The sequence below is a fragment of the Streptomyces sp. NPDC101178 genome, from assembly GCF_044767965.1.
Classification (GTDB): Bacteria; Actinomycetota; Actinomycetes; order Streptomycetales; family Streptomycetaceae; genus Streptomyces.
Genome location: NZ_JBIWOZ010000018.1, coordinates 1 through 21,639 on the forward strand (window position 1 = coordinate 1; position 21,639 = coordinate 21,639).

General features: G+C 72.9%; 21 protein-coding genes and 1 pseudogene. 15 read left to right on the forward strand and 7 right to left on the reverse strand.

Annotated elements, in window-relative coordinates:
* A pseudogene (locus tag ACIRR8_RS32295) lies at positions 1–83 on the reverse strand (electron transfer flavoprotein subunit beta); the annotation flags it as partial.
* 188 nt (positions 84–271) lie between these two features.
* On the opposite strand from ACIRR8_RS32295, the gene ACIRR8_RS32300 reads away from it, so the two are divergent.
* Both ACIRR8_RS32300 and ACIRR8_RS32305 read left to right on the forward strand, forming a co-directional pair.
* Positions 272–1,000, forward strand: a complete 729-nt coding sequence (locus ACIRR8_RS32300) for a TetR family transcriptional regulator (protein WP_404071639.1) — start codon at positions 272–274, stop codon at positions 998–1,000.
* A gap of 158 nt (positions 1,001–1,158) precedes the next feature.
* The gene (locus ACIRR8_RS32305) at positions 1,159–1,527 is read left to right on the forward strand and encodes a Zn-ribbon domain-containing OB-fold protein (protein WP_404071641.1); all 369 of its coding nucleotides are present in this window, start codon (positions 1,159–1,161) and stop codon (positions 1,525–1,527) included.
* Positions 1,528–1,594: 67 nt separating this feature from the next.
* Here the strand turns inward: ACIRR8_RS32305 and ACIRR8_RS32310 are convergent, their stop codons facing one another.
* Positions 1,595–2,290: a type 1 glutamine amidotransferase domain-containing protein gene (locus tag ACIRR8_RS32310; RefSeq protein ID WP_404071533.1), complete on the reverse strand. Its 696-nt coding sequence runs from the start codon at positions 2,288–2,290 to the stop codon at positions 1,595–1,597.
* Between the two features lie 259 nt (positions 2,291–2,549).
* Here ACIRR8_RS32310 and ACIRR8_RS32315 point away from each other — a divergent pair, with 259 nt between their 5' ends.
* From ACIRR8_RS32315 to ACIRR8_RS32335, 5 genes are all read left to right on the forward strand, one after another.
* Entirely contained in the window at positions 2,550–3,395 is an 846-nt protein-coding gene (locus ACIRR8_RS32315; protein WP_404071535.1) for an inositol monophosphatase family protein, read from the forward strand.
* Positions 3,396–3,517: 122 nt separating this feature from the next.
* Positions 3,518–4,933: a phytoene desaturase family protein gene (locus ACIRR8_RS32320; RefSeq protein WP_404071537.1), complete on the forward strand. Its 1,416-nt coding sequence runs from the start codon at positions 3,518–3,520 to the stop codon at positions 4,931–4,933.
* Between the two features lie 91 nt (positions 4,934–5,024).
* Positions 5,025–5,561: an O-acetyl-ADP-ribose deacetylase gene (locus ACIRR8_RS32325; protein WP_404071538.1), complete on the forward strand. Its 537-nt coding sequence runs from the start codon at positions 5,025–5,027 to the stop codon at positions 5,559–5,561.
* A 76-nt stretch (positions 5,562–5,637) separates the two neighbouring features.
* Complete coding sequence (locus ACIRR8_RS32330) at positions 5,638–7,110, forward strand: AlkA N-terminal domain-containing protein (protein ID WP_404071540.1); 1,473 nt, start codon at positions 5,638–5,640, stop codon at positions 7,108–7,110.
* A 15-nt stretch (positions 7,111–7,125) separates the two neighbouring features.
* Complete coding sequence (locus tag ACIRR8_RS32335) at positions 7,126–7,632, forward strand: methylated-DNA--[protein]-cysteine S-methyltransferase (protein ID WP_404071542.1); 507 nt, start codon at positions 7,126–7,128, stop codon at positions 7,630–7,632.
* A gap of 68 nt (positions 7,633–7,700) precedes the next feature.
* On the opposite strand, the gene ACIRR8_RS32340 is transcribed toward ACIRR8_RS32335, so the two are convergent.
* Positions 7,701–8,285 (reverse strand): TMEM165/GDT1 family protein, encoded by a 585-nt coding sequence (locus ACIRR8_RS32340; protein WP_404071544.1) that lies wholly within the window; start codon positions 8,283–8,285, stop codon positions 7,701–7,703.
* A 381-nt stretch (positions 8,286–8,666) separates the two neighbouring features.
* Between ACIRR8_RS32340 and ACIRR8_RS32345 the strand changes: the two genes are divergently transcribed.
* Positions 8,667–9,074 (forward strand): (2Fe-2S) ferredoxin domain-containing protein, encoded by a 408-nt coding sequence (locus tag ACIRR8_RS32345; protein ID WP_404071546.1) that lies wholly within the window; start codon positions 8,667–8,669, stop codon positions 9,072–9,074.
* 32 nt (positions 9,075–9,106) lie between these two features.
* Positions 9,107–9,307 (forward strand): DUF2191 domain-containing protein, encoded by a 201-nt coding sequence (locus ACIRR8_RS32350; RefSeq protein ID WP_404071548.1) that lies wholly within the window; start codon positions 9,107–9,109, stop codon positions 9,305–9,307.
* 43 nt (positions 9,308–9,350) lie between these two features.
* Here ACIRR8_RS32350 and ACIRR8_RS32355 read toward each other — a convergent pair whose 3' ends face one another.
* Positions 9,351–9,848 carry an NUDIX domain-containing protein gene (locus ACIRR8_RS32355; RefSeq protein ID WP_404071550.1) on the reverse strand — a complete coding sequence of 166 codons (498 nt, stop codon included), beginning with the start codon at positions 9,846–9,848 and terminating at the stop codon, positions 9,351–9,353.
* A 141-nt stretch (positions 9,849–9,989) separates the two neighbouring features.
* On the opposite strand from ACIRR8_RS32355, the gene ACIRR8_RS32360 reads away from it, so the two are divergent.
* A complete protein-coding gene (locus ACIRR8_RS32360; RefSeq protein ID WP_404071643.1) occupies positions 9,990–11,105 on the forward strand; it encodes a glycerate kinase in 1,116 nt (371 codons plus the stop codon).
* 84 nt (positions 11,106–11,189) lie between these two features.
* On the opposite strand, the gene ACIRR8_RS32365 is transcribed toward ACIRR8_RS32360, so the two are convergent.
* Complete coding sequence (locus ACIRR8_RS32365; protein WP_404071552.1) at positions 11,190–11,597, reverse strand: helix-turn-helix domain-containing protein; 408 nt, start codon at positions 11,595–11,597, stop codon at positions 11,190–11,192.
* A gap of 318 nt (positions 11,598–11,915) precedes the next feature.
* On the opposite strand from ACIRR8_RS32365, the gene ACIRR8_RS32370 reads away from it, so the two are divergent.
* Genes ACIRR8_RS32370 through ACIRR8_RS32390 form a run of 5 tightly spaced genes read left to right on the forward strand, consistent with a single transcriptional unit; the run spans position 11,916 to position 16,821 of the window.
* Complete coding sequence (locus ACIRR8_RS32370; protein ID WP_404071554.1) at positions 11,916–12,713, forward strand: ABC transporter ATP-binding protein; 798 nt, start codon at positions 11,916–11,918, stop codon at positions 12,711–12,713.
* A complete protein-coding gene (locus ACIRR8_RS32375; protein ID WP_404071556.1) occupies positions 12,710–13,510 on the forward strand; it encodes an ABC transporter ATP-binding protein in 801 nt (266 codons plus the stop codon). The genes ACIRR8_RS32370 and ACIRR8_RS32375 overlap by 4 nt, the downstream gene beginning before the upstream one ends.
* Complete coding sequence (locus ACIRR8_RS32380) at positions 13,507–14,397, forward strand: branched-chain amino acid ABC transporter permease (protein WP_388081908.1); 891 nt, start codon at positions 13,507–13,509, stop codon at positions 14,395–14,397. The genes ACIRR8_RS32375 and ACIRR8_RS32380 overlap by 4 nt, the downstream gene beginning before the upstream one ends.
* Positions 14,390–15,574, forward strand: a complete 1,185-nt coding sequence (locus ACIRR8_RS32385; protein ID WP_404071558.1) for a branched-chain amino acid ABC transporter permease — start codon at positions 14,390–14,392, stop codon at positions 15,572–15,574. Before ACIRR8_RS32380 ends, ACIRR8_RS32385 begins: the two co-directional genes overlap by 8 nt.
* Complete coding sequence (locus ACIRR8_RS32390; RefSeq protein ID WP_404071560.1) at positions 15,571–16,821, forward strand: ABC transporter substrate-binding protein; 1,251 nt, start codon at positions 15,571–15,573, stop codon at positions 16,819–16,821. The genes ACIRR8_RS32385 and ACIRR8_RS32390 overlap by 4 nt, the downstream gene beginning before the upstream one ends.
* A gap of 66 nt (positions 16,822–16,887) precedes the next feature.
* On the opposite strand, the gene ACIRR8_RS32395 is transcribed toward ACIRR8_RS32390, so the two are convergent.
* Together ACIRR8_RS32395 and ACIRR8_RS32400 are read right to left on the reverse strand one after the other, a co-directional pair.
* Positions 16,888–19,269 (reverse strand): discoidin domain-containing protein, encoded by a 2,382-nt coding sequence (locus tag ACIRR8_RS32395; RefSeq protein ID WP_404071561.1) that lies wholly within the window; start codon positions 19,267–19,269, stop codon positions 16,888–16,890.
* Between the two features lie 185 nt (positions 19,270–19,454).
* On the reverse strand, positions 19,455–21,611 hold the full coding sequence (locus ACIRR8_RS32400) for a bifunctional serine/threonine-protein kinase/ABC transporter substrate-binding protein (RefSeq protein WP_404071563.1): 2,157 nt from the start codon (positions 21,609–21,611) through the stop codon (positions 19,455–19,457).
* Positions 21,612–21,639: the final 28 nt, after the last annotated feature.

The window sequence follows — 21,639 nt, forward strand, 5'->3', positions numbered from 1 at the left end:
TCCAACGTCAGGTCATCGGCGAAATGCCGGTCACCGGTCGCGTCGGGCACATACTTCACACAGACAACGATCCTCAAGCTCACGCCGGCTCTCCTGCCTACCTGGGTGTGGTCCCATGCCGATCGGGGCCGGTCCCACCTGGGTGCGGTTTCGTAAGGGTGACCTTATGGTACTCAGTACCCTCTGTAAAGGTACCCAGTGCCAAAAGTGCCTCTCCGGTGCTACGTTTCGCCGCATGAGCGAGGCACGCGGACCCGAGAAGAAGGCACCCATGCGGGAGGTGCTCGCACAGGCGGCCTTCCAGCTCTTCCTGGAGCGGGGCTTCGAGCGGACGACGGTCGACGACATCGTGGCGCGGGCCGGAGTGGGGCGGCGCTCCTTCTTCCGGTACTTCCCCTCCAAGGAGGACGTGGTCTTCCCGGACCATGAGCGCTGTCTCGCCGAGATGACCGAGTTCCTCGCCGCGGTGGACGGCGCCGATCCGGTGGGCGCGGTGTGCGACGCGGCGCGGATCGTGCTGCGGATGTACGCGGCCGACCCCGAGTTCTCCGTGCAGCGCTACAAGCTCACCCGCGAGGTGCCCGGGCTGCGGACGTACGAACTCTCCGTGGTGCGCCGCTACGAGCAGACGCTCGCCGGTCACCTCCGGGGCCGGTTCCAGGCGGACGGCGACGGGGAGCTGCGGGCCGAGGTGATCGCCGCTTCGGTGGTCGCCGCGCACAACAACGGGCTGCGGCTGTGGCTGCGTTCGGGAGGCTCCGGCGATCCCGAGGAGGCGGTGGACCACGCGCTCGACCTGGTGCGGGGCGTGTGGGAGCGTCCTGCCGAGCACGTGCCCGCGCGGGAGGTCGTGCGGGAGGGACCGGGCCTGCCGGCGCTCGGTGCGTCGCAGGTCACCACCGGGTCGGGTGACAGCGAGGTGATCGTCATGGTCGCGTCCAGAGGCACGCCGATGTGGCGGGTCGTGCAGCAGATCGAGGCGGCGGTCGGCGAGAGCTGAGCGGCCGCGCCCCCGGCCCCACACAGAAGACTCGGTAATAATCGGCACTCAGTGCCTTTACTCTCCGGCACTCAGTGCCATATGGTGCGGACGCGCCGTCAGCCAGGTGCGGCGCGTCCGAGTCGAGCGCAGGGGGTCGATCCGTGTCTCAGGCAGGAATGGGCACCGTCCAGAAGGCGCACGAGGAGTGCGGCCTCTCCTACAACCGCTGTCGCTGGTGCGGCACCGCCTCCTTCCGGCGGCTGCTCTGCCCGGTGTGCGCGTCCAGTGAACTGGAGCCCGAACGCACCACCGGCCACGGAGTGGTCGTACGCACCGCCGTGGTCCACCGCTACACCGAGGACGCGCGCAACGAGTCCCTGGTCCGCTTCCCCGAGGGCTTCGTCTTCCGCTGCCAGGTCGTCGGCGCCGCACCGCAGATGGTGACGGTCGGCGCCCGCGTGAAGCCCCTCGCGGGTGAGGAGCCGGAGACCGGGGCGGTGGTCCTGGAGCTCTGCGAGCCGCCGGTGCGGCGGGACTGGGTCTGAGGCGGCCGTGACGCCCGCGCTCACGGCCGAAAGGGCCGACGCGCGGGCGTTCCGGAGCGGTCGCAGGTCAGCCGATGCGCTTCAGCAGTTCCTCGGCCAACGGCTGTGAGGAGGCCGGGTTCTGACCGGTCACCAGGTTCCGGTCGGTGATCACGAACGGTGCCCAGGGCTCGCCCTCCTGGAAGTCCGCGCCGAGCGCCACCAGCCGGTCCTGGAGCAGCCACTTCGCCTTGTCCGCGAAGCCCGCCTGGGCCTCCTCGGTGTTGGTGAAGCCGGTCAGCCGGTAGCCGGCGAACGCGTTGGTGCCGTCGGGCCCCGTGGCGGCCAGCAGCGCCGCCGGGGCGTGGCAGACGACGCCGAGCGGCTTGCCCGACGCCAGGGTCTCGGTGAGCAGCCGCCCGGAGGCCGGGTCCACCGCGAGGTCCTCCATCGGTCCGTGGCCGCCGGGGTAGAAGACGGCGTCGTACGCGTCCAGCTCCACGTCCTCCAGCGCGAGGGGCCGCCGCAGCTCCGCGAACGCCTCCAGTCCGGCCGCCACCTTGTCGGCGCCCTCCTGGCCGCCGTTGACGTCGGGAGCCAGGCTGCCCCGGTCCACGGTCGGGACGACGCCGCCCGGGGTCGCGACGACCACCTCATGACCGGCGCCGGTGAACACCTGGTACGGGGCCACGGCCTCCTCGGCCCAGAAGCCCGTCGGGTGGGCGGTGCCGTCCGCCAGGGTCCAGTGGTCCGCGCCGGTCACCACGAAAAGGATCTTTGCCATGTCGTACATCTCCGTTGGTCGGGGTGGCTGACCAGGCCGACGGTAGGCCCGGTCCGGCCGGGAACCGCGTCCCGCCGACGCGCGCCGGAACAGAGGCTCCCGACGGGTCGGCGGCGCTCGGCCGTCCGGCGGATCGCCTGCCCCCGACAACCGCCCCGAACCATCCGGAGACGCCACCGCACGGCCGGCGGGCCGTGCGCCGGTGTCCCGGTGACGCTCCGGTCGGAAGGGTTCCGGCGGGCCGTGCTTAGCTGGAGCCATGATCGATGACTTCCTGTACGGGACCGCCGGGCTGACCGGACCGCCGCCCGAGGTCGAGGCGGCCGTGCGCGCCGCGGTCGCGGCCGAGATCATGCCGCGCCACCGGAAGCTCGCCGCGCACGAGATCGTCGAGAAGAGCGGCCCGCACGATCTGGTCACCGCCGCCGACCGGCTGGCCGAGGAGCACCTCACCGCCGCGCTCACCAAGCTGCTGCCCGGCTCGGTCGTCGTCGGCGAGGAGGCCGTCCACGCCGACCCGGCGGTCTACGACGCCCTCGGCGGCGACGCGCCCGTCTGGATCGTCGACCCGGTCGACGGCACCCGCCAGTTCGTCCGGGGCGAGACCGGGTTCTGCACCCTGGTCGCCCTCGCCCTGCACGGCGAGGTCCACGCCTCCTGGACGTACGCACCGGTCCTCGGCGAGATGGCCGTCGCCGTACGCGGCCGGGGCGCCACGCTGAACGGCGCGCCGATACGGTCCGGCTCGCCCGCGCCCGGCGATGTGCTGAACGTGGCGATGTCGCACCCCGACTACACCACAGAGGCGCAGAAGCGGGCCCTGCTCGGCCTGCGCACCGAAGGCATCGCCCCCCGCCCCTGCGGATCGGCCGGGCTCGAATACCTCGCCGTCGCGCGCGGCGCGCAGGACGCCGTCGCCTTCAACTGGGAGCTCGCCTGGGACCACGCGGCGGGCCTCCTCCTGGTCACCGAGGCCGGTGGCGCCCAGGCGACCCTGTCCGGCGCCCCGTACCGGATCGCGGGCGGCAACGACCTGCCGTTCACGGCGGCCCGCGACGAAGCCACCGCGCAGCGGATCCTGACGGCGCTGCGGACGGGCGGCTGACCCGCCCCGGGCGGTCCGGCCGGCCCGTGTCCCGGCCGGACCCCCGGGGTCCCCGCGTCCGCGCTGTCGGTGCGCCCGAATACCCTGGGGTTCCGCCTGCCGGCCGACGAAGGAGTCCCAAGGTGACCTCGATGCTCGATGCGGTCGTCGTGGGGGCCGGGCCCAACGGGCTGACCGCCGCGGCCGAACTGGCCCGCAGGGGCTTCGCCGTGGAGGTCCACGAGGCGCACGACACCGTCGGCGGCGGCGCCCGCACCGAGGAGCTGACGCTGCCGGGGTTCCGGCACGACCCCTGCTCCGCCGTGCACCCGCTCGGCATCGGCTCGCCCGCCTTCAGGGCCATGCCGCTGGCCCGGCACGGCCTGGAGTGGCTGCACCCAGAGGTCGACCTCGCCCACCCCTTCCCCGACGGCACCGCCGCCGCGCTCACCCGCTCCGTCGGCGCGAGCGCGATGACGCTGGGCCCCGCCGACGCGGGCGCCTACCGCCGCCTCGTCGCCCCCTTCACCGGCCGCTGGGACACCCTGGCCGCCGACTTCCTGCGCACCCCCTGGGACGGCCTGCCCCGCGACCCGTACCGGCTGGCCCGCTTCGGTCTGCTCGGCCTCCAGCCCGCCACCTGGGTCGCCCGGCGCTTCCAGGGCGAGAAGGCGCGCGGCCTCTTCGCCGGGCTCGCCGCCCACGCCATAGCTCCCACCAGCGGTTTCGCCACCTCCGCGATCGCCCTCGTCTTCGCGCTCGCCGCCCACGAGAACGGCTGGCCCGTGCCGCGCGGCGGTTCGCAGGCCATCGCGGACGCCCTCGCCTCCCACCTCCGCGAACAGGGCGGCACCATCCGCACCGGCAGCGAGGTCAAGCGGCTCGACGAACTCCCGCCCGCCCGCGCCTACATCTTCGACACCTCGCCCTCCGCGCTCGCCCGGATCGCCGGCCTCGGCTCCGCCTACAGCCACTACCGCTACGGCGCCTCCGCCTTCAAGATCGACTACGCGCTCTCCGGCCCCGTCCCCTGGACCGCCGAGGCCGCCCGCCGCGCCGGCACCGTCCACCTCGGCCCCGACGCCGGCACCATCGACACCGCGCTCAAGGCCGCCGTCGAGGGCCGCGACCCGAGCGTCCCCTTCCTCATCACCGCCCAGCCCAGCCTCACCGACCCCTCCCGCGCCCCCGAGGGACGCCACGTCTTCTGGGTGTACGGACACGTCCCGGCCGGCTGGGAGGGCGACGCCACGGACGTCATCGAGCGCCAACTGGAGCGGTTCGCCCCCGGGTTCCGTGATCTGGTGCTCGCCCGTGCGGTCTCCGGTCCGCCCGAACTCGCCGCCCGCAACGCCAATTACGTCGGCGGCGACATCGCCTGCGGAGCCTTCGCCGGCCTGCAGACCCTGATCCGCCCCAAGCTCGCCCGCGTCCCGTACGCCACCGCCCACCCGGCGGTCTTCCTCTGCTCATCGGCCACTCCGCCCGGCCCCGGTGTGCACGGCATGTCCGGCCACCACGCCGCCAAGGCCGTATGGCGTCAGCTGCGCGCCTCCTGAACCAGCCGCAGGGGGCGGCGCTGTGCCGTCGCCGGGGCCCGGTCCGCCCGAGCGGGCGGCGCGGGCAGGCGGAGCGCGGCATGATGTCCGCATGAGCACCTCCGTCACCCCCGCGGTCCGCCTGGTCCGCGGTGACATCACCGACCAGTCCGTCGACGTCATCGTCAACGCCGCGAACTCCTCGCTCCTCGGTGGCGGCGGGGTCGACGGCGCCATCCACCGCCGCGGCGGCCCCGAGATCCTCGCCGCCTGCCGGGAGCTGCGCGCCTCGCAGTACGGCAAGGGCCTGGCCACCGGCCGGGCCGTCGCCACCACCGCCGGACGCCTGGCCGCCCGCTGGGTGATCCACACGGTCGGCCCGGTCTTCTCCGGAGCCCAGGACCGCTCCGCGCTGCTTGCCTCCTGTTACCGCGAATCGCTTTCTCTGGCAGCTGAGTTGGGGGCCAGAACCGTGGCGTTCCCGGCGATCTCGACGGGTATCTACGGCTGGCCGATGGACGACGGCGCGCGGATCGCGGTGCGTACGGTGTTCGCGGAGACCGTGGCCCCCGTCGAGGAGGTGCGGTTCGTGCTCTTCGACGCGCACGCGTACGTGGAGTTCGAGGAAGTCCTCGCGATGCGCGGCTGACACCGTCCGGGGCGCCCCGAGGCCCATGTCGGATTTCCGCCAGCCAGGCCGCTGACCGGTGCCTCATCCTGGAACCATGCACACCGACACCGAGCGTTGCGTGCGGGCCGTCCAGTCCAAGGACGCCCGCTTCGACGGCTGGTTCTTCACCGCGGTCCTCACCACCCGGATCTACTGCCGCCCCAGCTGCCCCGTCGTGCCGCCCAAGGTCCGCAACATGACCTTCTACCCGAGCGCCGCCGCCTGCCAGCAGGCCGGATTCCGGGCCTGCAAACGGTGCCGCCCCGACACCAGCCCCGGCTCTCCCGAGTGGAACGCCCGCGCCGACTCGGTGGCGCGCGCCATGCGGCTCATCCGGGACGGCGTCGTCGACCGAGAGGGCGTCGCCGGCCTCGCCGTCCGCCTCGGCTACTCCACCCGCCAGATCGAACGCCAGCTCCTGGCCGAACTCGGCGCCGGACCGCTGGCCCTGGCCCGCGCCCAGCGGGCCCAGACCGCCCGCCTCCTCATCGAGACCACGGACCTGCCGCTGGCTGAGGTGGCGTTCGCCGCCGGGTTCTCCTCGATCCGGACCTTCAACGAGACCGTCCGCGAGGTCTTCGCCCTGGCCCCCGGCGAACTGCGCACCCGCGCCGCCCGCGCCCCTCTCGCCCCCACCACCCCCGGCGTGATCGCGCTCCGCCTGCCGTACCGGGCCCCGCTCAACCCCAGCAACCTCTTCGGCCACCTCGCCGCGACCGCCGTCCCCGGCACCGAGGAGTGGCGGGACGGCGCCTACCGCCGCACGCTGACCCTCCCGTACGGCCACGGCATCGTCGCCCTCACCCCGCAGCCCGGCCACATCGCCGCCCGGCTCTCCCTCACCGACCCGCGCGACCTCACGCGGGCGATCAGCCGGTGCCGCCGGCTCCTGGACCTGGACGCGGACCCGGTCGCCGTCGACGACCGGCTGCGCACCGACCCGCTGCTCGCGCCGCTGGTGGCGGCCGGGCCCGGTCGCCGGGTGCCGCGTACGGTGGACGGCGCCGAGTTCGCCGTACGCGCGGTCCTCGGCCAGCAGGTCTCCACCGCCGCCGCCCGCACCCACGCGGCCCGGCTGGTCACCGCGCACGGCGTGCCCGTCGACGACCCCGAAGGCGGGCTCACCCACCTCTTCCCGACCCCCGAGGCGCTGGCCGGGCTCGACCCCGAGACCCTGGCCCTGCCCCGCACCCGCCGCACCACACTCACCACCCTGGTCGCCGCCCTCGCCGACGGCACGCTCCGCCTGGGCCCCGGCACCGACTGGGAGCGAGCCCGCACCGAACTCTCCGCACTCCCCGGATTCGGCCCCTGGACGGTCGAGGTGATCGCCATGCGGGCGCTCGGCGACCCCGACGCCTTGCTCCCGACCGACCTCGGCATCCGCCGCGCCGCCGAACGCCTCGGCCTCCCGGCCACCCCGGCCGCCCTCACCGCACGGGCTGCCGACTGGCGCCCCTGGCGCGCGTACGCCGTCCAGTACCTCTGGACCGTGGACGACCACCCCATCAACCACCTGCCCGCCTGACGGAGGAAGCTCCCCATGCCCGCCAAGCAGCACACGGTCGTCGACAGCCCCTACGGCCAGCTGACGCTCGTCGCCACCGACGGCGTCCTCTCGGCGCTCTACATGACCGACCAGCGCCACCGCCCACCCGAGGAGACCTTCGGCGTCCCCGACCCGGAACCCTTCCCGGAAGTGATCCGCCAGCTCACGGCGTACTTCGCCGGCGACCTCACCGCCTTCGACCTCCCGCTGGACCTGCACGGCACCCCGTTCCAGCGGAGCGTCTGGGCGGAGCTGCGGAAGATCCCGTACGGCGAGACACGTACGTACGGCGAACTCGCCGAGGAACTCGGCAGGCCGGGCGCGTCGAGAGCGGTCGGCCTGGCCAACGGCAAGAACCCGGTCTCCATCATCGTGCCGTGCCACCGGGTCATCGGAGCCTCCGGCAGCCTCACCGGATACGGCGGCGGCCTGGACCGCAAGCAGCGGCTGCTGGCGTTCGAGAGCGGAGGCGTACGGGACGGGGTGCAGGCGCTGTTCTGAGCGGGAGGAGAGGGGGGGGGGGGGGCCCCCCCGGGGGCCCCCCCCCCCCCCTCTCCTCCTCGTACCGCTCAGCCCGTGAAGATCTCCACCGCCGTCCAGATCGCCAGGCCCAGCATGCAGATGCCGCCGATGCGCTGCACGGTCTTCAGCGGTACGCGCTTGGCGATGAACTTGCCCGCGAGCAGCGCCAGGGCCGACACGGACATCAGGGCGGCGGCCGAACCGATCGCGGTGGACCAGGTGCCGTTGCTCGCGGCCAGGTTGGCGGTGGTGATCTGGGTCAGGTCGCCCCACTCGCTGATGAAGACGGCCATGAACGCGGTCGAGTAGACCGGCCAGAAGCCGGTCACGGTCTTCACCTCGGCCTCGTCATCGTCGTCCCCGCCGCTGCCGCGCAGCAGGATGAACGCGCCGAGCGCGAAGAGCGAGGCCGAGACGAGCTTGACGGTCCAGTCGGGCAGCAGCCCGATCAGGCTACCCGCGCCCACGGCGATGGCGACATGCACGATGAACGCGGACGACGTGCCGAACCACACGTAGAGCGGGCGCATCCGCGTGCCCATGGCCAGCGAAGCGAACATCGTCTTGTCGGGGAGCTCCGCGAGGAAGATCAGCCCGAAGGCGGTGATGATCGCCAGAGGGTCGAGGTGCATTCCGGGTGGCTTTCTGTGCGAGCCGGGCCCCGGATCTTCGCGAAGCGCCGCTCGGGCTTTTCGGAGGACCACTCGGCCCGGCATGACGGCAGCGCCCACAGGGCGTGGACGTGTCATACAGGACCGAAGGTCTCGCCCGCCCGCGAGAAACCCTGTCAAGGTCTCACGAGCCCGGCCACCGGGAACCCGAGGGCTCCAGTGTGTCGACGACCGGTTTGCGGGGCTACTCCCCTTCGCAGCCGTCAACGATACCCCATCGGCCTCAGAAGGGGCGCGGGTGTTCGAGACGGGACCGCCTCGGTAGAGTCACCCGTGATCACCGGTGACCAGCGGTGGTCGTACAGTTCCCCTTCCCCTCTCCCGCCGACCGGAAGTGCCCGAATGAGCCGCCGCCCCCGCAAGGACGTGCCCGCCCAAGGAGCCTCCCGGCCCACCGTGAGCGTCTGCCGTGGCTGCTGCTGCGGTACGGAGAAGATCCCGGGCGTCGACCACGCCGCTCAGCTGGCCCGGCTCCGCTCCGGCCTGGAGGGGGCTGCCACCGTGCGGGCCGTCGAGTGCCTGGACGCCTGTGAGCAGGGCAATGTGATCGTCGTCCAGCCCTCCGCCGACGGCCGCCGCTCCGGAGGCCGACCGGTCTGGCTGGGCCTGGTCAACGACGAGCACGCGGAGCAGGACGTCATCACCTGGGCGGCGGCCGGCGGCCCGGGGCTCGTGGATGCGCCGGACATCCTCGACCTGTACGTGTTCCAGCCCTCGCGCCGGGTCCGGGCGGGGCTGGAGACCCCGTAGTGGGGCGCGGCCCCGCCGTGTAGGGTCCGGCCATGGCCAAGGTGAGCGTCAGTCTGGACGCCGAACTCGTCGTCGAAGTCATGGTCCTCGCGGGCGCGGGCAGCCCGCAGGACGCCGTGGAGCTCGTGGTGCGCGACTACGTCGCCCGCGGCCACCGCACCGAGGCGCTGGTCGCCGAGCGCGAGGAGTCGGTACGGGACGTGGAGCCCAAGCCGCAGGCCCAGCAGGGCTGACGGTCCTCGGGCCCGGGGCTGACGCCTCCGAGGCCTTCTGGCCCTAGGCCACCGGCTCCCCGTCCTCCAGTTCCACCGTGCCGCCGCCGGACTCCAGCGCGTCCAGGGCCGCCCGCACCCGGCCCTCCAGCCGTCCGAGCAGGTAGCCGCCCAGGTCGGCCGGAGCGACCAGCTTCCAGGAGAGCAGCTCCTCCTCCTGGAGCCGGATCGCCGCGAGCTGCTCCGGGCCGAGCACGCCGCCGTCGTACAGGTACGCCACGATCGGCGGCCGGCCCGGGCCGCGCACCCAGTCCACGGCGAGCAGGCGGCCCGGTGCCAGATCGAGGCCGACCTCCTCCGCCGTCTCGCGCCGGGCGCCCTGCCGGGGGCCCTCGCCCGTCTCCGACTCGATCGTCCCGCCGGGCAGCGCCCACCCCTCGCGGTAGTTCGGCTCGACGAGCAGGACCCGGCCTTCGGCGTCCCGGAAGAGGCACGCGGCTCCGGCCAGGACCTTGGGGAGCCCGGCGATGTACGTGGCGTAGTCGGCATCGGTAGTCGTCACGGGCGTCAGCGTAGTGGGGGAGCGGAGGGCGGGGCGGGCCGTTCCGGACGGCCATGGGCAGATCAGGGGGCATGCGGATAGGGTCGGGGCGGCGCGACTCTGTTCGAAGGCAAGGGATGCAAGGTGACGGACGGAGCAGATGTGGAGACCGCCCGCGTGCTCGTCGCGGCGGACAAGTTCAAGGGCTCGCTCACGGCCGTACAGGTCGCGGAGCGGGTGACGGCCGGGCTGCGGCGCGTCGTCCCCGGCGTACGGGTGGAGACGCTGCCCGTCGCGGACGGCGGCGACGGCACGGTCGCGGCGGCGGTGGCCGCCGGGTTCGAGCGGCGTGAGGCACGGGTGACCGGCCCCCTCGGGGACCCGGTGACGGCGGCGTACGCGCTGCGCCAGTCCACCGCCGTGGTGGAGATGGCCGAGGCCTCAGGCCTCCAGCACCTGCCCGACGGGGTGTTCGCCCCGCTCACGGCCACCACGTACGGCTCCGGCGAACTGCTGGCGGCCGCGCTGGACGCCGGTGCGACGACCATCGTGTTCGGGGTCGGCGGCAGCGCGACCACGGACGGCGGCGCGGGCATGCTCGCCGCCCTCGGGGCCCGCTTCCTGGACGCGGGCGGCAAGCCCGTCGGCCCCGGTGGCGGGGCACTGGCCGAGCTGGCCGAGGCCGACCTGTCCGGGCTCGACCCGCGGCTGAAGGACGTGGACCTGGTCCTGGCCAGCGACGTGGACAACCCGCTGACCGGGCCCAAGGGCGCACCCGAGGTGTACGGGCGGCAGAAGGGCGCGAGCGAGGAGGACATCGCGGTCCTCGACGCGGCCCTGAGCCATTACGCCTCCGTCCTGGGGCCGGAGACGGCGGCCCTGCCCGGCGCCGGAGCCGCCGGCGGCATCGGCTACGGGGCGCTCGTCGCCCTCGGTGCCCGCTTCCGGCCCGGCATCGAGGTCATGCTCGACGTCCTCGGCTTCGCCCCCGCGCTCGCCCGCGCCACGCTGGTCATCACCGGCGAGGGCTCGCTCGACGAGCAGACCCTGCACGGCAAGGCCCCGGCCGGCGTCGCCGCGGCCGCCCGCGATGCCGGGATCGAGACCGTCGCGGTCTGCGGCCGCCTCGCGCTGTCGCAGGAGGCTCTGAGCGGGGCGGGCATCGCGCGCGCCTACGCCCTGGCCGAGCTGGAACCGGACCCGGCACGCTCGATGGCCGAGGCAGGTCCGCTGCTGGAACGGGCGGCCGAGTCGATCGCGCGGGACTTCCTGAGCTGATCAGCCTTCCCGGCCGACCGCCGGAGAAGGGCTGGTCGTACGCCACGTACGACCAGCCCTTCTCCCTCCCGCGCCGGCCGCCCCTCACCCCCGCCCCGCCGCCGACAGCCGCAGCGCGTCCAGCGCCAGCACCGTCTCGACCAGTTCGCGCGGGTGCGACAGCGACCGTGAGGTGAGGCGTTCCAGGCGGCGCAGCCGGTTGAACACCGTGTTCCGGTGGCACCGCAGCCGTACCGCCGCCCGCCCCACCGAGCCTCCGCACTCCAGCCACGCCTCCAACGTCCCCACCAGCAGCGCCCGTTCCGCCGGGGCCAGCGCCAGCAGCGGGCCGAACACCTCCGCGACCAGCCGCGCGGACAGCTCCGGGGCGGCCGCCACCAGGGCCGCCGGCCACCGCTCCTCCGGCGCCACGGTCTCCCGCGCCGCCGGCTCCCCGGCCGAGGGCCGCACCTGCGCCGGCGTCCGCTCCCCGTCCCGCGTCTCCCGCCGCATCCCCGCCTCCGTCCGCCGGACCGGTGACCGGCGCCACTCGCCCGCTGCCGGGACATCCGACGGGACACCGCCGCGGAGGCGGGCCGTCCGGGCCGGTCCCGCCGGTGACCGATGAGGATGCCACCGGCCGCACGGACCGGACCCCGCCCGGCGCCGCCTCTGTGCGCGTGCACAACGAGGCCCTTCGCTCGCTGGTCACCCGCATCGACTCCGCCCCGCCCCGTGGACGCGCGCTCCGCCCGGTGCTGGTCTGTGGCACCACACGAAGCCACACCCCACAGACCAGCACGACATGAGAAGGCGGAAGGAGGAGGACGCATGGCAACGCTAGAGATCCGCGCACTGTCCGTCGGCTACGGCCCGGTCCGCGCTCTGCGCGACATCTCCGTCGATGTGCCGGACGGCGCGATCACCGCCGTACTCGGCGGCAACGGCGCGGGCAAGACCACGCTGCTGCGGGCCGTATCGCGGACCCTCGGCTTCCACCGCGGTACGGGCACCGGCACCATCCGGTTCGACGGCCGCCCCCTGGAGGGGCTGCGGCCCGCCCAGGTGGTGGCCGCGGGTGTGGTCCAGGTACCGGAGGGCCGGCAGGTCTTCGCCCGGATGACGGTGGCCGACAACCTGCGCGCGGGCGCCCTCGGCGCGCGCGGCGGGCGCCAGCGGACGAGCGCCGCGCTGGCCCGCGTCCACGCGCTGTTCCCGGTCCTCTCCGACCGCGCGCACCAGCGGGCCGGGCTGCTCTCCGGCGGCGAGCAGCAGATGCTGGCGATGGGCCGCGCCCTGATGGCCGGGCCCCGGCTGCTCCTGCTGGACGAGCCCTCGCTCGGCCTCGCCCCGCTGATGGCGGCCCGGATCGCGGAGACCGTGCAGGAGATCAACGCGAGCGGCACCTCCGTCATGCTCGTCGAGCAGAACGCGGCCATCGCGCTGCGGCTGGCCTCGACGGCGTACGTCCTCGATGTCGGCGAGGTCGCCCTGCACGGGCCGGCCGATGAACTCGCCGCCTCCGACGAGGTGCGCCGCCGCTATCTCGGCGTGGTCGACGAGGAGGCCGCCGCCGACGCGGACGTGGCCTCCCGCAACCGGCGCACCCTGAGCAGGTGGTCCGCGTGACGACCGCACCGGCACCCGCGGCCGGCACCACCACGGCCGCGCTCACCGTCACCGACGTGACCGTACGCTTCGCCGGCCTCACCGCTCTCGACGCCGTCTCCTTCACCGTGGAGCCCGGCAGCGTGCACGCCGTCATCGGCCCCAACGGCGCGGGCAAGTCCACCTGCTTCAACGTCCTCTCCGGCGTCTACCGCGCCGCCGCCGGCACCGTCCACCTCGGCACCACCGAGCTCACCGGACTCGCGCCGCACGCCATCGCCGCACTCGGCGTCGCCCGTACCTTCCAGAACATCGCGCTCCCGCCGCACGCCACCGTCGCCGACAGCCTGCTGCTCGGCCGCCACCGGCTCACCCGCTCCGGCTTCCTCGCCACCGGTCTCCGGCTGCCGTCCGCCGCCCGCGAGGAGCGGCGCCACCTGGACCGGGTCCGCGAGATCGCCGCGTTCATCGGCCTGGAGGCGGCGTTGGAACGCCCGGCGGGCTCCCTCCCGTACGGGCAGCAGAAGCTCGTCGAGCTCGGCCGCGCGCTCTGCATGGAGCCGAGGGTCCTGCTCCTGGACGAGCCGATCGCCGGGATGACCGCCGACGAACGCCGCCGCACCGCGGCCGTCGTCGCCGACGTACGCGACAGCCTCGGCATCTCCATCGTGCTGGTCGAGCACGACATGGGCGTCGTGATGCGGCTGGCGGACGCGGTGACCGTACTCGACTTCGGACGCAGGATCGCGGGCGGCACACCCGCCGAGGTCCAGAACGACCCGGCCGTCGTCCAGGCCTACTTGGGAGCACCTCAATGACCACGTTCATCGAACTCCTCCTCGGCGGCCTGTCGATCGGTTCGGTCTACGCACTGATCGCGCTCGGCTTCGTCGTCATCTTCAAGGCCACCGAGGTCGTCAACTTCGCCCACGCCTCCCTGCTGTTGGCGGGCGGCTACGTCACCGCCGTCCTCCACGACGACATCGGGTTCTGGCCCGCGCTGCTCGTCGGCATCGCCGGAGCGGCGACCGTCGGCGCGGCCATCGAGTTCTTCGTGATGCGCCGCTACCGGGGCAGCGACCACAGCGTCCTGGCCATCGTCACCATCGGCGTCGACATCCTCCTCATCACCGAACTCACCCGCCGCATGGGCACGGACGTCCTCGCACTCGGCGACCCGTGGGGCAACGAGGTCGTCCAGATCGGGGGGATCACCCTCGCCCAGACCAGGATCGCCGCGTTCCTCGCCGCCGGGCTCCTCATCACCGTGTTCCTGCTGGCCTTCCGCTACACCTCGTGGGGCGTCTCCATGCGGGCCGCCGCCGAGAACCCGCAGACCGCCGCCCTCATGGGCATCAAGCTCGGCAGGGTCTCGCTCGCCGCCTGGGCCGTCGCCGGAGCCCTCGCCGCCGTCGCCGCGCTCTTCCTCACGGTCTTCCCGACCCCTGGCCTGGAACGCGCCACCTCGCTCGCCGCGCTCAAGGCGTTCCCCGCAGCCATCCTCGGCGGACTCGACTCCACCACCGGGGCGCTGGCCGGCGGACTCATCGTCGGTGTCACCGAGTCGCTCGCCACCGGCTACCAGAGCGACCTCTCCTTCCTCGGCCGGGGCATCGGCGACCTTGCGCCCTATCTGGTGATGGTCGCGGTCCTGCTCATCCGGCCGGCCGGACTCTTCGGCACGAAGGAGCTGGCCCGTGTCTGACACCACCGCCGAAGCCGCGCCCGAGGCGACAACCGCGCCCACTCCCGCACCTGCCGGCGCTTCGAGCCTCACCGGCCGGCTGCGCCGACCCCGTACGTACGCCGTCCTCATCGCCTCCGTCCTGCTCCTCGCCCTCCCGTTCTACCTGGACCGCTTCTGGCTCCAGGCCGGACTGTTCGCGATGGCGGCGGCGATCGGTGCCATCGGGCTCAACATGCTCACCGGCGCCACCGGCCAACTCTCCATGGGCCACGCCTTCTTCCTCGCCGTGGGTGCGTACGGCTACTGCATCCTGGCGGGCGAGTCCAGCACCGAGAACGGCCACACCCTGACCGGACTCGGGCTGCCCACCTGGCTGGCCGCGATCCTCGCCGTGGCGCTGGCCGGAGCTGCGGGCGGGTTGTTCAGTCCGATCGCCGGACGGCTGCGCGGTGCGTACCTCGGTATCGCGACCCTCGCGCTGATCTTCATCGGGCAGCACGTCCTGTTCAACGCGGGCTCGCTGACCGGGGGTTACAACGGCCGGGAGGTACCGCCGCTCTCCCTCCTCGGGTTCACCTTCGACGACACCGAAGTCGTCATCGCCGCCGTGCCGTTCGGCTCCTCGGAGAAGCTCTGGTACGTGGGCCTGGCCGCGCTGCTGCTCAGCGCCCTGTTCGCCCGCGGCATCCTGCGGGGCAGGCCGGGCCGGGCGATGAACGCGATCCGCGACCACCGGATCGCGGCAGGCGTGATGGGCGTGCCGGTGGCGCGCTACCGGGCCGGCGTCTTCGTCCTGTCCTCGATGTACGCGGGCCTCGCCGGCGTCCTGCTCGCACTGGTCTTCCAGCGGACCGTGCCCGAGTACTTCGGCATGATCCTGTCCCTCGAATACCTCGCCATGATCGTCATCGGCGGGCTCGGCAGCGTCGCGGGAGCCGTCGTCGGCGCCTTCTTCGTCTCCCTGCTCCCGCAGGTGCTGACGCACTACAGCGACTCCCTCCCGCTGGTCTCCGCTCCCGGTACGGGCGGTCTGGCACCCGGTGAGGCGTCCCGCTATCTGTACGGCGCCGCGGTGGTCGCGGTGGTCCTGTTCCTGCCCGGCGGCCTCGCCCGCCTCGGCCTCGCACGCCCGCGCTCCGGCGCCGGGCGCCCGCGTCGCTTCACGCGTCCGAAGAAATCAGGGGAGAAGAAATGAAACTCAGAGCGCTCACGGCCGTGGTCGCGGCCCTCGCCGTCACTCTCGTCGGGTGCAGCGGCAAGGCGACCGAAGGAAAGGGCGAGGGGCAGGACGAGGGCGGGATCAAGACGGGTCCCGGTGTCTCCTCCTCGACGATCTCGCTCGGTGTCCTCACCGACATGACCGGCGTGTACGCCTCGCTCGGCAAGAGCGTCACCCAGGCCCAGCAGCTGTGGGCGAAGCAGATCAACGCCAAGGGCGGCATCTGTGACCGGAAGATCGAACTGACCGTACGCGACCACGGCTACGACCCGCAGAAGGCCATCGCCGGATACACCGAGCTGGAACCGAAGGTGCTCGGCTTCGCGCAGTTCATCGGCTCGCCGTTCGTCGCCGCGGTCGAGCAGCGGATCGACGGCAAGGACAAGGGACTTGTGCTGCCGCAGGCCTGGTCGGCCAACCTGCTCGGCTCGCCGTACATCCGCGTCGTCGGCGCCACCTACGACATCGAGACCATCAACCTGATCGACCACCTGCTCAGGGAGAAGCGGATCGCCGAGGGCGACAAGATCGGCCACGTGTACTTCGAGGGCGACTACGGCGAGAACGCGCTCACCGGCTCCAAGCACGCCGCGAAGGAAGCCGGGTTGACCGTCGTCGAGCAGAAGATCAAGCCGACCGACAACGACATGACGGCCCAGGTCGCCGCCCTCAAGCAGGCCGGAGTGAAGGCCGTCGTCGTCAGCGCCGGTCCGCGCCAGGCGGCCTCGCTCGTCGGCGTCGCCGCCGCCACCGGCTTCGACGTCCCGGTCGTCGGCAACAACTCCGCCTACGCACCGCAGCTGTTGAAGACCCAGGCGGGCCCGGCGCTGCTGAAGGACTACTACATCGCCTCCTCCACCCTCCCCATCGGCGACCCCGGCGACGGTCCGTCGCTGCTGGCGAAGGAGTACGCCTCGCAGTACCCGAACGACGTCCTCGACAACGGCGTCGTCGCGGGCTGGACGGCGGCCTCCATCTTCGGCGAGGCGCTGGACAAGGCGTGCGACGACAAGGACCTCACCCGCGAGGGCGTGGACAAGGCGCTGCTCACGATCAAGGGGTACGGAACGGAGTTCGGCGTCACGCACGACTTCTCCGACCCGGCGGCGCCGTCCACCCGGGAGAGCGTCATCATGAAGCCGGATGACACGGTCCCCGGCGGCCTGAAGGTCATCAGCCCGGCGTCGGTCTCCGAGGCAGCGAAGTCGTTCACGGTGAAGTGACGTCCTGAGCAGGTGAGTCGGGCCCGGCCGCGAGGGACGCGGCCGGGCCCGGCCTCGTCAGGATGCTCAGCTCGTGTACGCCTCCACCTCCGCGAGCTGCGCGGCCGGCCAGCCGGTGTTGCCGGTGAACGCCAGCCGCAGATAGCGGGCCGAGGTCCCCGGCAGGGTGACCGTGGCGGTGTTCCCGCTCGACGGGTTGAAGGTGTAACCCGCCGACGCCTTGAGGGTGTTGTACGTGGAGTTGTCGGTGGACCCCAGCACGCTCAGGGTCTGGGAGCGCGTCGCCCAGGCGGCCGCCGGAGGCAGCTTCAGCACCACCCGCCTGACCGCCTTCGCCGAGCCCAGGTCCACGGTGAGCGACTGCGGGAAGGCGTTGTTGCGGCTCTCCCAGTACGTGTTCGGGTTGCCGTCCACCGCGTTGCCGGCGCCGTACACGTCGACATGGCTGCTCGCCGTCACCGCACGGCCCTGCGCGAGGTTGCCGGTCTCCTCCGGCGGGTCGGTCGGGCCCGGCGGGTCCGTGGGTCCGGGCGGGTCGGTCGGGCCACCGGGGCCGCCGCCCGGCACTCCGCCGTTGGTCCACACCGGAGGCGGCCAGACACCCGTGCAGGCGGGCGGATCGGCGTACCAGCCGGAGTTGCCGGAGCCCCGGGTGATCTGGAAGCCCGCGCCGACACAGTTGTGGATCGGGTTGGACTGCGCGATGTTCCTGGCGACGACATCGGTGAACGTGGCCCGGCCCGGCGACTGGATCTGGAGCGCGTAGGTCCCCGCCCCGTCGATCCTCACCCGGTTGAAGTTCAGTCCGTTGCTCGCGCCTTCGATGAGGTGGATCGCCGCGTAGGAGCTGTCCAGGATCTCGGTGTCGGTGACGTTGACCGTCGCGCCCTGGATCGGTTCGTTGAGGCCGCTGAACCAGACCGCTCCGACCCCGAACTGCCAGTTGAAGTCGTTGTTCCCGGTCCGGATGAGCGTGTTGCGGGCGGCGGTGTGCGTACCCGAGACGGCGGTTCCGCGACCGGAGTTGACCCCGGGATAGCGGTTGGCGATGTGCAGGCCGCCGCCGTTGGTGATGGTGTCCGACATGACGTTGTCGGAGATCGTGATGTCCTTGCCGCCGTACGTCACGATGTTGTTCGCCAGGATCGGCAGGATGACGGTGTTGAACGTGAACTTGTTGTTCACGTTCGGGATGTTCTCCGCCCACATGGCGAGGCCGTCGTCACCGCTGTTGCGGACGAAGGTGTTGGTGACGGTGGAGTTGGTGACGCCGTAGTGGAAGTTCACCCCGTCGGCCGTCTGGTCCAGGATCCGGGTGTTCTTCATGGTGAAGTTGTTCATCGGGCCGGTCAGCCAGGCGCCGCACTTGGTGTGCTGGAGCCAGAGGTTGTCGACGACCGAGTCCGAGAGCGACCCGCCGATGGCGTTCACCTGGTCGTCGTCGATCCGCTCGCGGATGTCGCCGATGATCGCGAAGTCCTTGAGTGTGACGTTCGAACTGCCGCCCTGAGAAGCGTACTTGCCGTAGACGCCGACGGCCTTGTGGCGCTCCGTGGGATGCCGGCCGGTCAGTACGCTGTACCAGGGGCCCGCGCCGCGCAAGGTCACCTTGTCGACGATGATGTGGTCCTGGACCTTGAACGTGCCCTGCGGGATGTACACCTCCCGGCCCTGCGTGCGGCCCGCGTCCACCGCTGCCTGGATCTTCGCCGTCGCGTCCGCCGCGCCGGTCGGGTCGGCGCCGAAGTCGCTCACCACGTCCAGTGCTCCGGAAGGCCTGCCGATCGGTGCGGCGACCTGCTCGAAGTCGGCCAGGTCGATGGTGAACGTGGGGGACTGGGCGGTGGAGGAGACCTGGAGGCGGACCTTGGTGCCGGTCGGCAGGGTGGAGCCGAACATGGTCCGGGTCTCGTCGTAGAAGTGGTGCGGGTTGGTGTCGCCGGGGTTGTTGTTGAACGGGTAACCCCCGTAGTACCAGCCGTACTTGGAGGTCACCGGCACGCTCTTGAGCTGTGTTCCGTTGACCCGCACGTCGATCGCGGCGTCCCGGCCCGTCCCGGCGGCGTTGTCCGGCAGCGAGTAGCGGAAGGTCATGGCGTTGGCCGGTGCGGTGAGGGTGAACTCCACGTACTCACCGACCGCGTCGAGCGTGACGGCCTGGCGGCCCGAGGCCTCCGAGGGCAGCGAGCCGTAGAGCCGGTTCGGGCCGATGAGCGTGCCGTTGGTCGCGGCGTACTCGGCCTCGTGCTCCTTGAACGGGACGGTCGCCCCGCGTCCGGGCACGTTCAGCGGCGAGGGTGCGGGGACGGCGGCGGCAGCGGCGGGCGGCGCGCCGGCCACGACGATCGAGGTGGCGGCGGCCAGCGCGGTGAGGGTCAGCGCCAAGGAGGCGGCGAGGGAGCGCCGCAGGATGCGGCCGGGGCGTGGAGGTGGTGGGGGAGGGGTCACGGGAGGTCCGTCCTTGCGGCTCGGGGGCTCTGCGGACGCCCTGAGGCTAGGAGAGACCCCGCAAGGGCGTCTATGCCGCTGCGCAAAATATTGCCTTGGAAGCTCAAATTAGCGACTCAGAGCGGGATGTGGCGCGCTGTCACACCGGACGAGATCTCATAAGGTCCCGAAATGGGCCGACTTGATCAGACCTTGCGCCCGTCCATCCCGATGTACCGGAAACGACCCCGCTCCACGCGGTAGATGAAGACCCCGGTGCCGGTGTACATCCCGTTGGCGGCCTCGAACGCGTAGCTCTTGGACACGCCCTTGTACCGCGTCGACCGCAGCACCGGCAGCATGTCCTGCCGCGTCACGCGCTCCCGGCCCATCCCCTCCGCGCAGGCCGCGATCAGCCCGACCGCGTCGTACGCCTCGGCGGCCAGCAGTGGCGGTGCGCTGTCGAAGCGCCCCCGGTACGCGGCGGCGAACGGGTGCACCGAGGGTACGGAGGCGGGGTCGGCGGCCGTCGACACGACCAGCCACCTCGCCGCGTCCTCGCCCGCCTCCGCCAGGAACCGGGGATCGTGCACGGCCTGGGTGCCGATCTTCGGCCCGCGGAACCCCGCCTTCGTCAGCGCCCGCGCGAACCGCCCCGCATCCCGCCACCCGCCCCCGTACACCACCGCCCCCGGCCTCTTCGCCACGATCCGCTCCGCCTCGGCGTCCAGATCGGCCGTGCCTTCCCGGACCGTCTCCGCGAGGACCGTCCGCCCGTTGCCCCGCAGCCCCGCGTCCAGGAACCGGGTGGTCTGGCGGCCGTACTCGGTCCCGTCGTCCACCAGCGCCACCGTGTCGATCCCGCGCGCGCCCAGGAACTGCGCCACCGGCAGCATCTGCATGTCGTTGCGCGGCCGGGCGCAGAGGAAGATCCGGTTCAGGTTGCGGGTGTCGCCGTCCACCACGCTGAGCAGCGGCAGCGCCGCCTCGTCGTACGCCACCAGCGCCTCGCGCGCCGCGTCCGCGCCGGTCGCCCCGATCGCCGCCACCAGCAGCGGATCCTCGGCGAACCGCCGCACGGCCGCCGTCGCCTTCTCCTCCGCGCCGCCGTCGTCGGCCACCACCAGGCGCAGCGTGAACGGCGCGTCCTCGCGGGCGTTGTGCTCCTCGACCGCAAGCAGCGCCGCCCGCTCCTGGCCCTCGCCGGTGGCCGCCGACGGACCGCTGAGGTCGGCCTGCAGCCCGATGCGCAGCTCGGGCCGGGCCGTCGCCTTGTCGCCTTCGCTCTCGCCGCCCGGGTCCTTCTCACCGCCGAACGCCGTGGCCAGCCAGGCGGTGGTCCCGCCCGCCGCCGCGAGGACCGCGCCGCCGGTGACGTACGCGAGGAAACGCCGCCGCCCGGGAGCGGCAGGCACGGCGGTGGTGTCCCGGCTCGCGGCGCCGGTCTCCACCGTGGCACCGGCGTCCAGGCTGGTCGCCTCGATGTCGGGCAGGGCCAGCATCCGGGCCGAGCGCTCGGCGATGAGGTGGGTCACCGGGCCGGGCAGCCAGCTGCCGCCCGAGGTGTCCTCGGTGAACGCGCGCCGGATGTCCGCGGCCGTCGGCCGTCCCTCCGGCTCCTTCGACAGGCACGCCTCCACCACCGGCCGCAGCCCCGGCGGCAGCGCGCCGAGGTCCGCCGGGTCGTGCACCGTACGGAAGAGCATCGCCTCGACCGGGCCGCTGCCGAACGGCCGCCCGCCGGTCGCCGCGTACACCAGCACACAGCCCAGCGAGAAGATGTCGCTCGCCGGGCCGATCCGCCGGCCCTGCGCCTGCTCCGGAGAGAGGAAGCCGGGGGAGCCGACGATCGCGTCCGTCGCCGTGAGCACCGTGTCGTCCAGGGCCCGCGCGATCCCGAAGTCGATCAGCCGGGGACCGTCGAGGCCGAGCAGGACGTTGCCGGGTTTCACGTCCCGGTGAACGAGCCCCGCGCGGTGGACGGCCTCCAGCGCCTCCGCCAGCATCGAGCCGAGCGCCCGCACACTGCGCTCCGGCAGCGGAGCACCACCGCCCACCGCCTCGCTCAGCGGCGGACCCGGCACGAACTCGGTGGCCAGCCATGGAGCCGCCGCCTCCGTATCGGCGTCGACCACCGGCACCGCCCACCGGTTGCGCACCTGCCGGGCGATCGCCACCTCGCGCCGGAACCGGGTGCGGAACCCGGGGTCGTCCGCGTACTCGGCGCGGATCAGCTTGATGGCCACCAGCGCACCGCCGGGCGACCGCCCCAGCAGGACCACACCCATGCCCCCGGCACCGAGCCGGCCGAGGACGCGGTACCCGGCGATGCGTGCCGGGTCGGTGGAGCGGAGCGGTTCCATCAGCGGTTACGTCCCTGCGTCGTGATCG

Coding starts and splice junctions, on each gene's coding strand:
- ACIRR8_RS32325 (WP_404071538.1), top strand. CDS start 5,025: ATGAGCACCTCCGTCACCCCCGCGGTCCGCCTGGTCCGCGGTGACATC.
- ACIRR8_RS32330 (WP_404071540.1), top strand. CDS start 5,638: ATGCACACCGACACCGAGCGTTGCGTGCGGGCCGTCCAGTCCAAGGAC.
- ACIRR8_RS32345 (WP_404071546.1), top strand. CDS start 8,667: ATGAGCCGCCGCCCCCGCAAGGACGTGCCCGCCCAAGGAGCCTCCCGG.
- ACIRR8_RS32335 (WP_404071542.1), top strand. CDS start 7,126: ATGCCCGCCAAGCAGCACACGGTCGTCGACAGCCCCTACGGCCAGCTG.
- ACIRR8_RS32305 (WP_404071641.1), top strand. CDS start 1,159: ATGGGCACCGTCCAGAAGGCGCACGAGGAGTGCGGCCTCTCCTACAAC.
- ACIRR8_RS32340 (WP_404071544.1), bottom strand. CDS start 8,285: ATGCACCTCGACCCTCTGGCGATCATCACCGCCTTCGGGCTGATCTTC.
- ACIRR8_RS32400 (WP_404071563.1), bottom strand. CDS start 21,611: ATGGAACCGCTCCGCTCCACCGACCCGGCACGCATCGCCGGGTACCGC.
- ACIRR8_RS32310 (WP_404071533.1), bottom strand. CDS start 2,290: ATGGCAAAGATCCTTTTCGTGGTGACCGGCGCGGACCACTGGACCCTG.
- ACIRR8_RS32390 (WP_404071560.1), top strand. CDS start 15,571: ATGAAACTCAGAGCGCTCACGGCCGTGGTCGCGGCCCTCGCCGTCACT.
- ACIRR8_RS32315 (WP_404071535.1), top strand. CDS start 2,550: ATGATCGATGACTTCCTGTACGGGACCGCCGGGCTGACCGGACCGCCG.
- ACIRR8_RS32350 (WP_404071548.1), top strand. CDS start 9,107: ATGGCCAAGGTGAGCGTCAGTCTGGACGCCGAACTCGTCGTCGAAGTC.
- ACIRR8_RS32380 (WP_388081908.1), top strand. CDS start 13,507: ATGACCACGTTCATCGAACTCCTCCTCGGCGGCCTGTCGATCGGTTCG.
- ACIRR8_RS32365 (WP_404071552.1), bottom strand. CDS start 11,597: ATGCGGCGGGAGACGCGGGACGGGGAGCGGACGCCGGCGCAGGTGCGG.
- ACIRR8_RS32300 (WP_404071639.1), top strand. CDS start 272: ATGCGGGAGGTGCTCGCACAGGCGGCCTTCCAGCTCTTCCTGGAGCGG.
- ACIRR8_RS32370 (WP_404071554.1), top strand. CDS start 11,916: ATGGCAACGCTAGAGATCCGCGCACTGTCCGTCGGCTACGGCCCGGTC.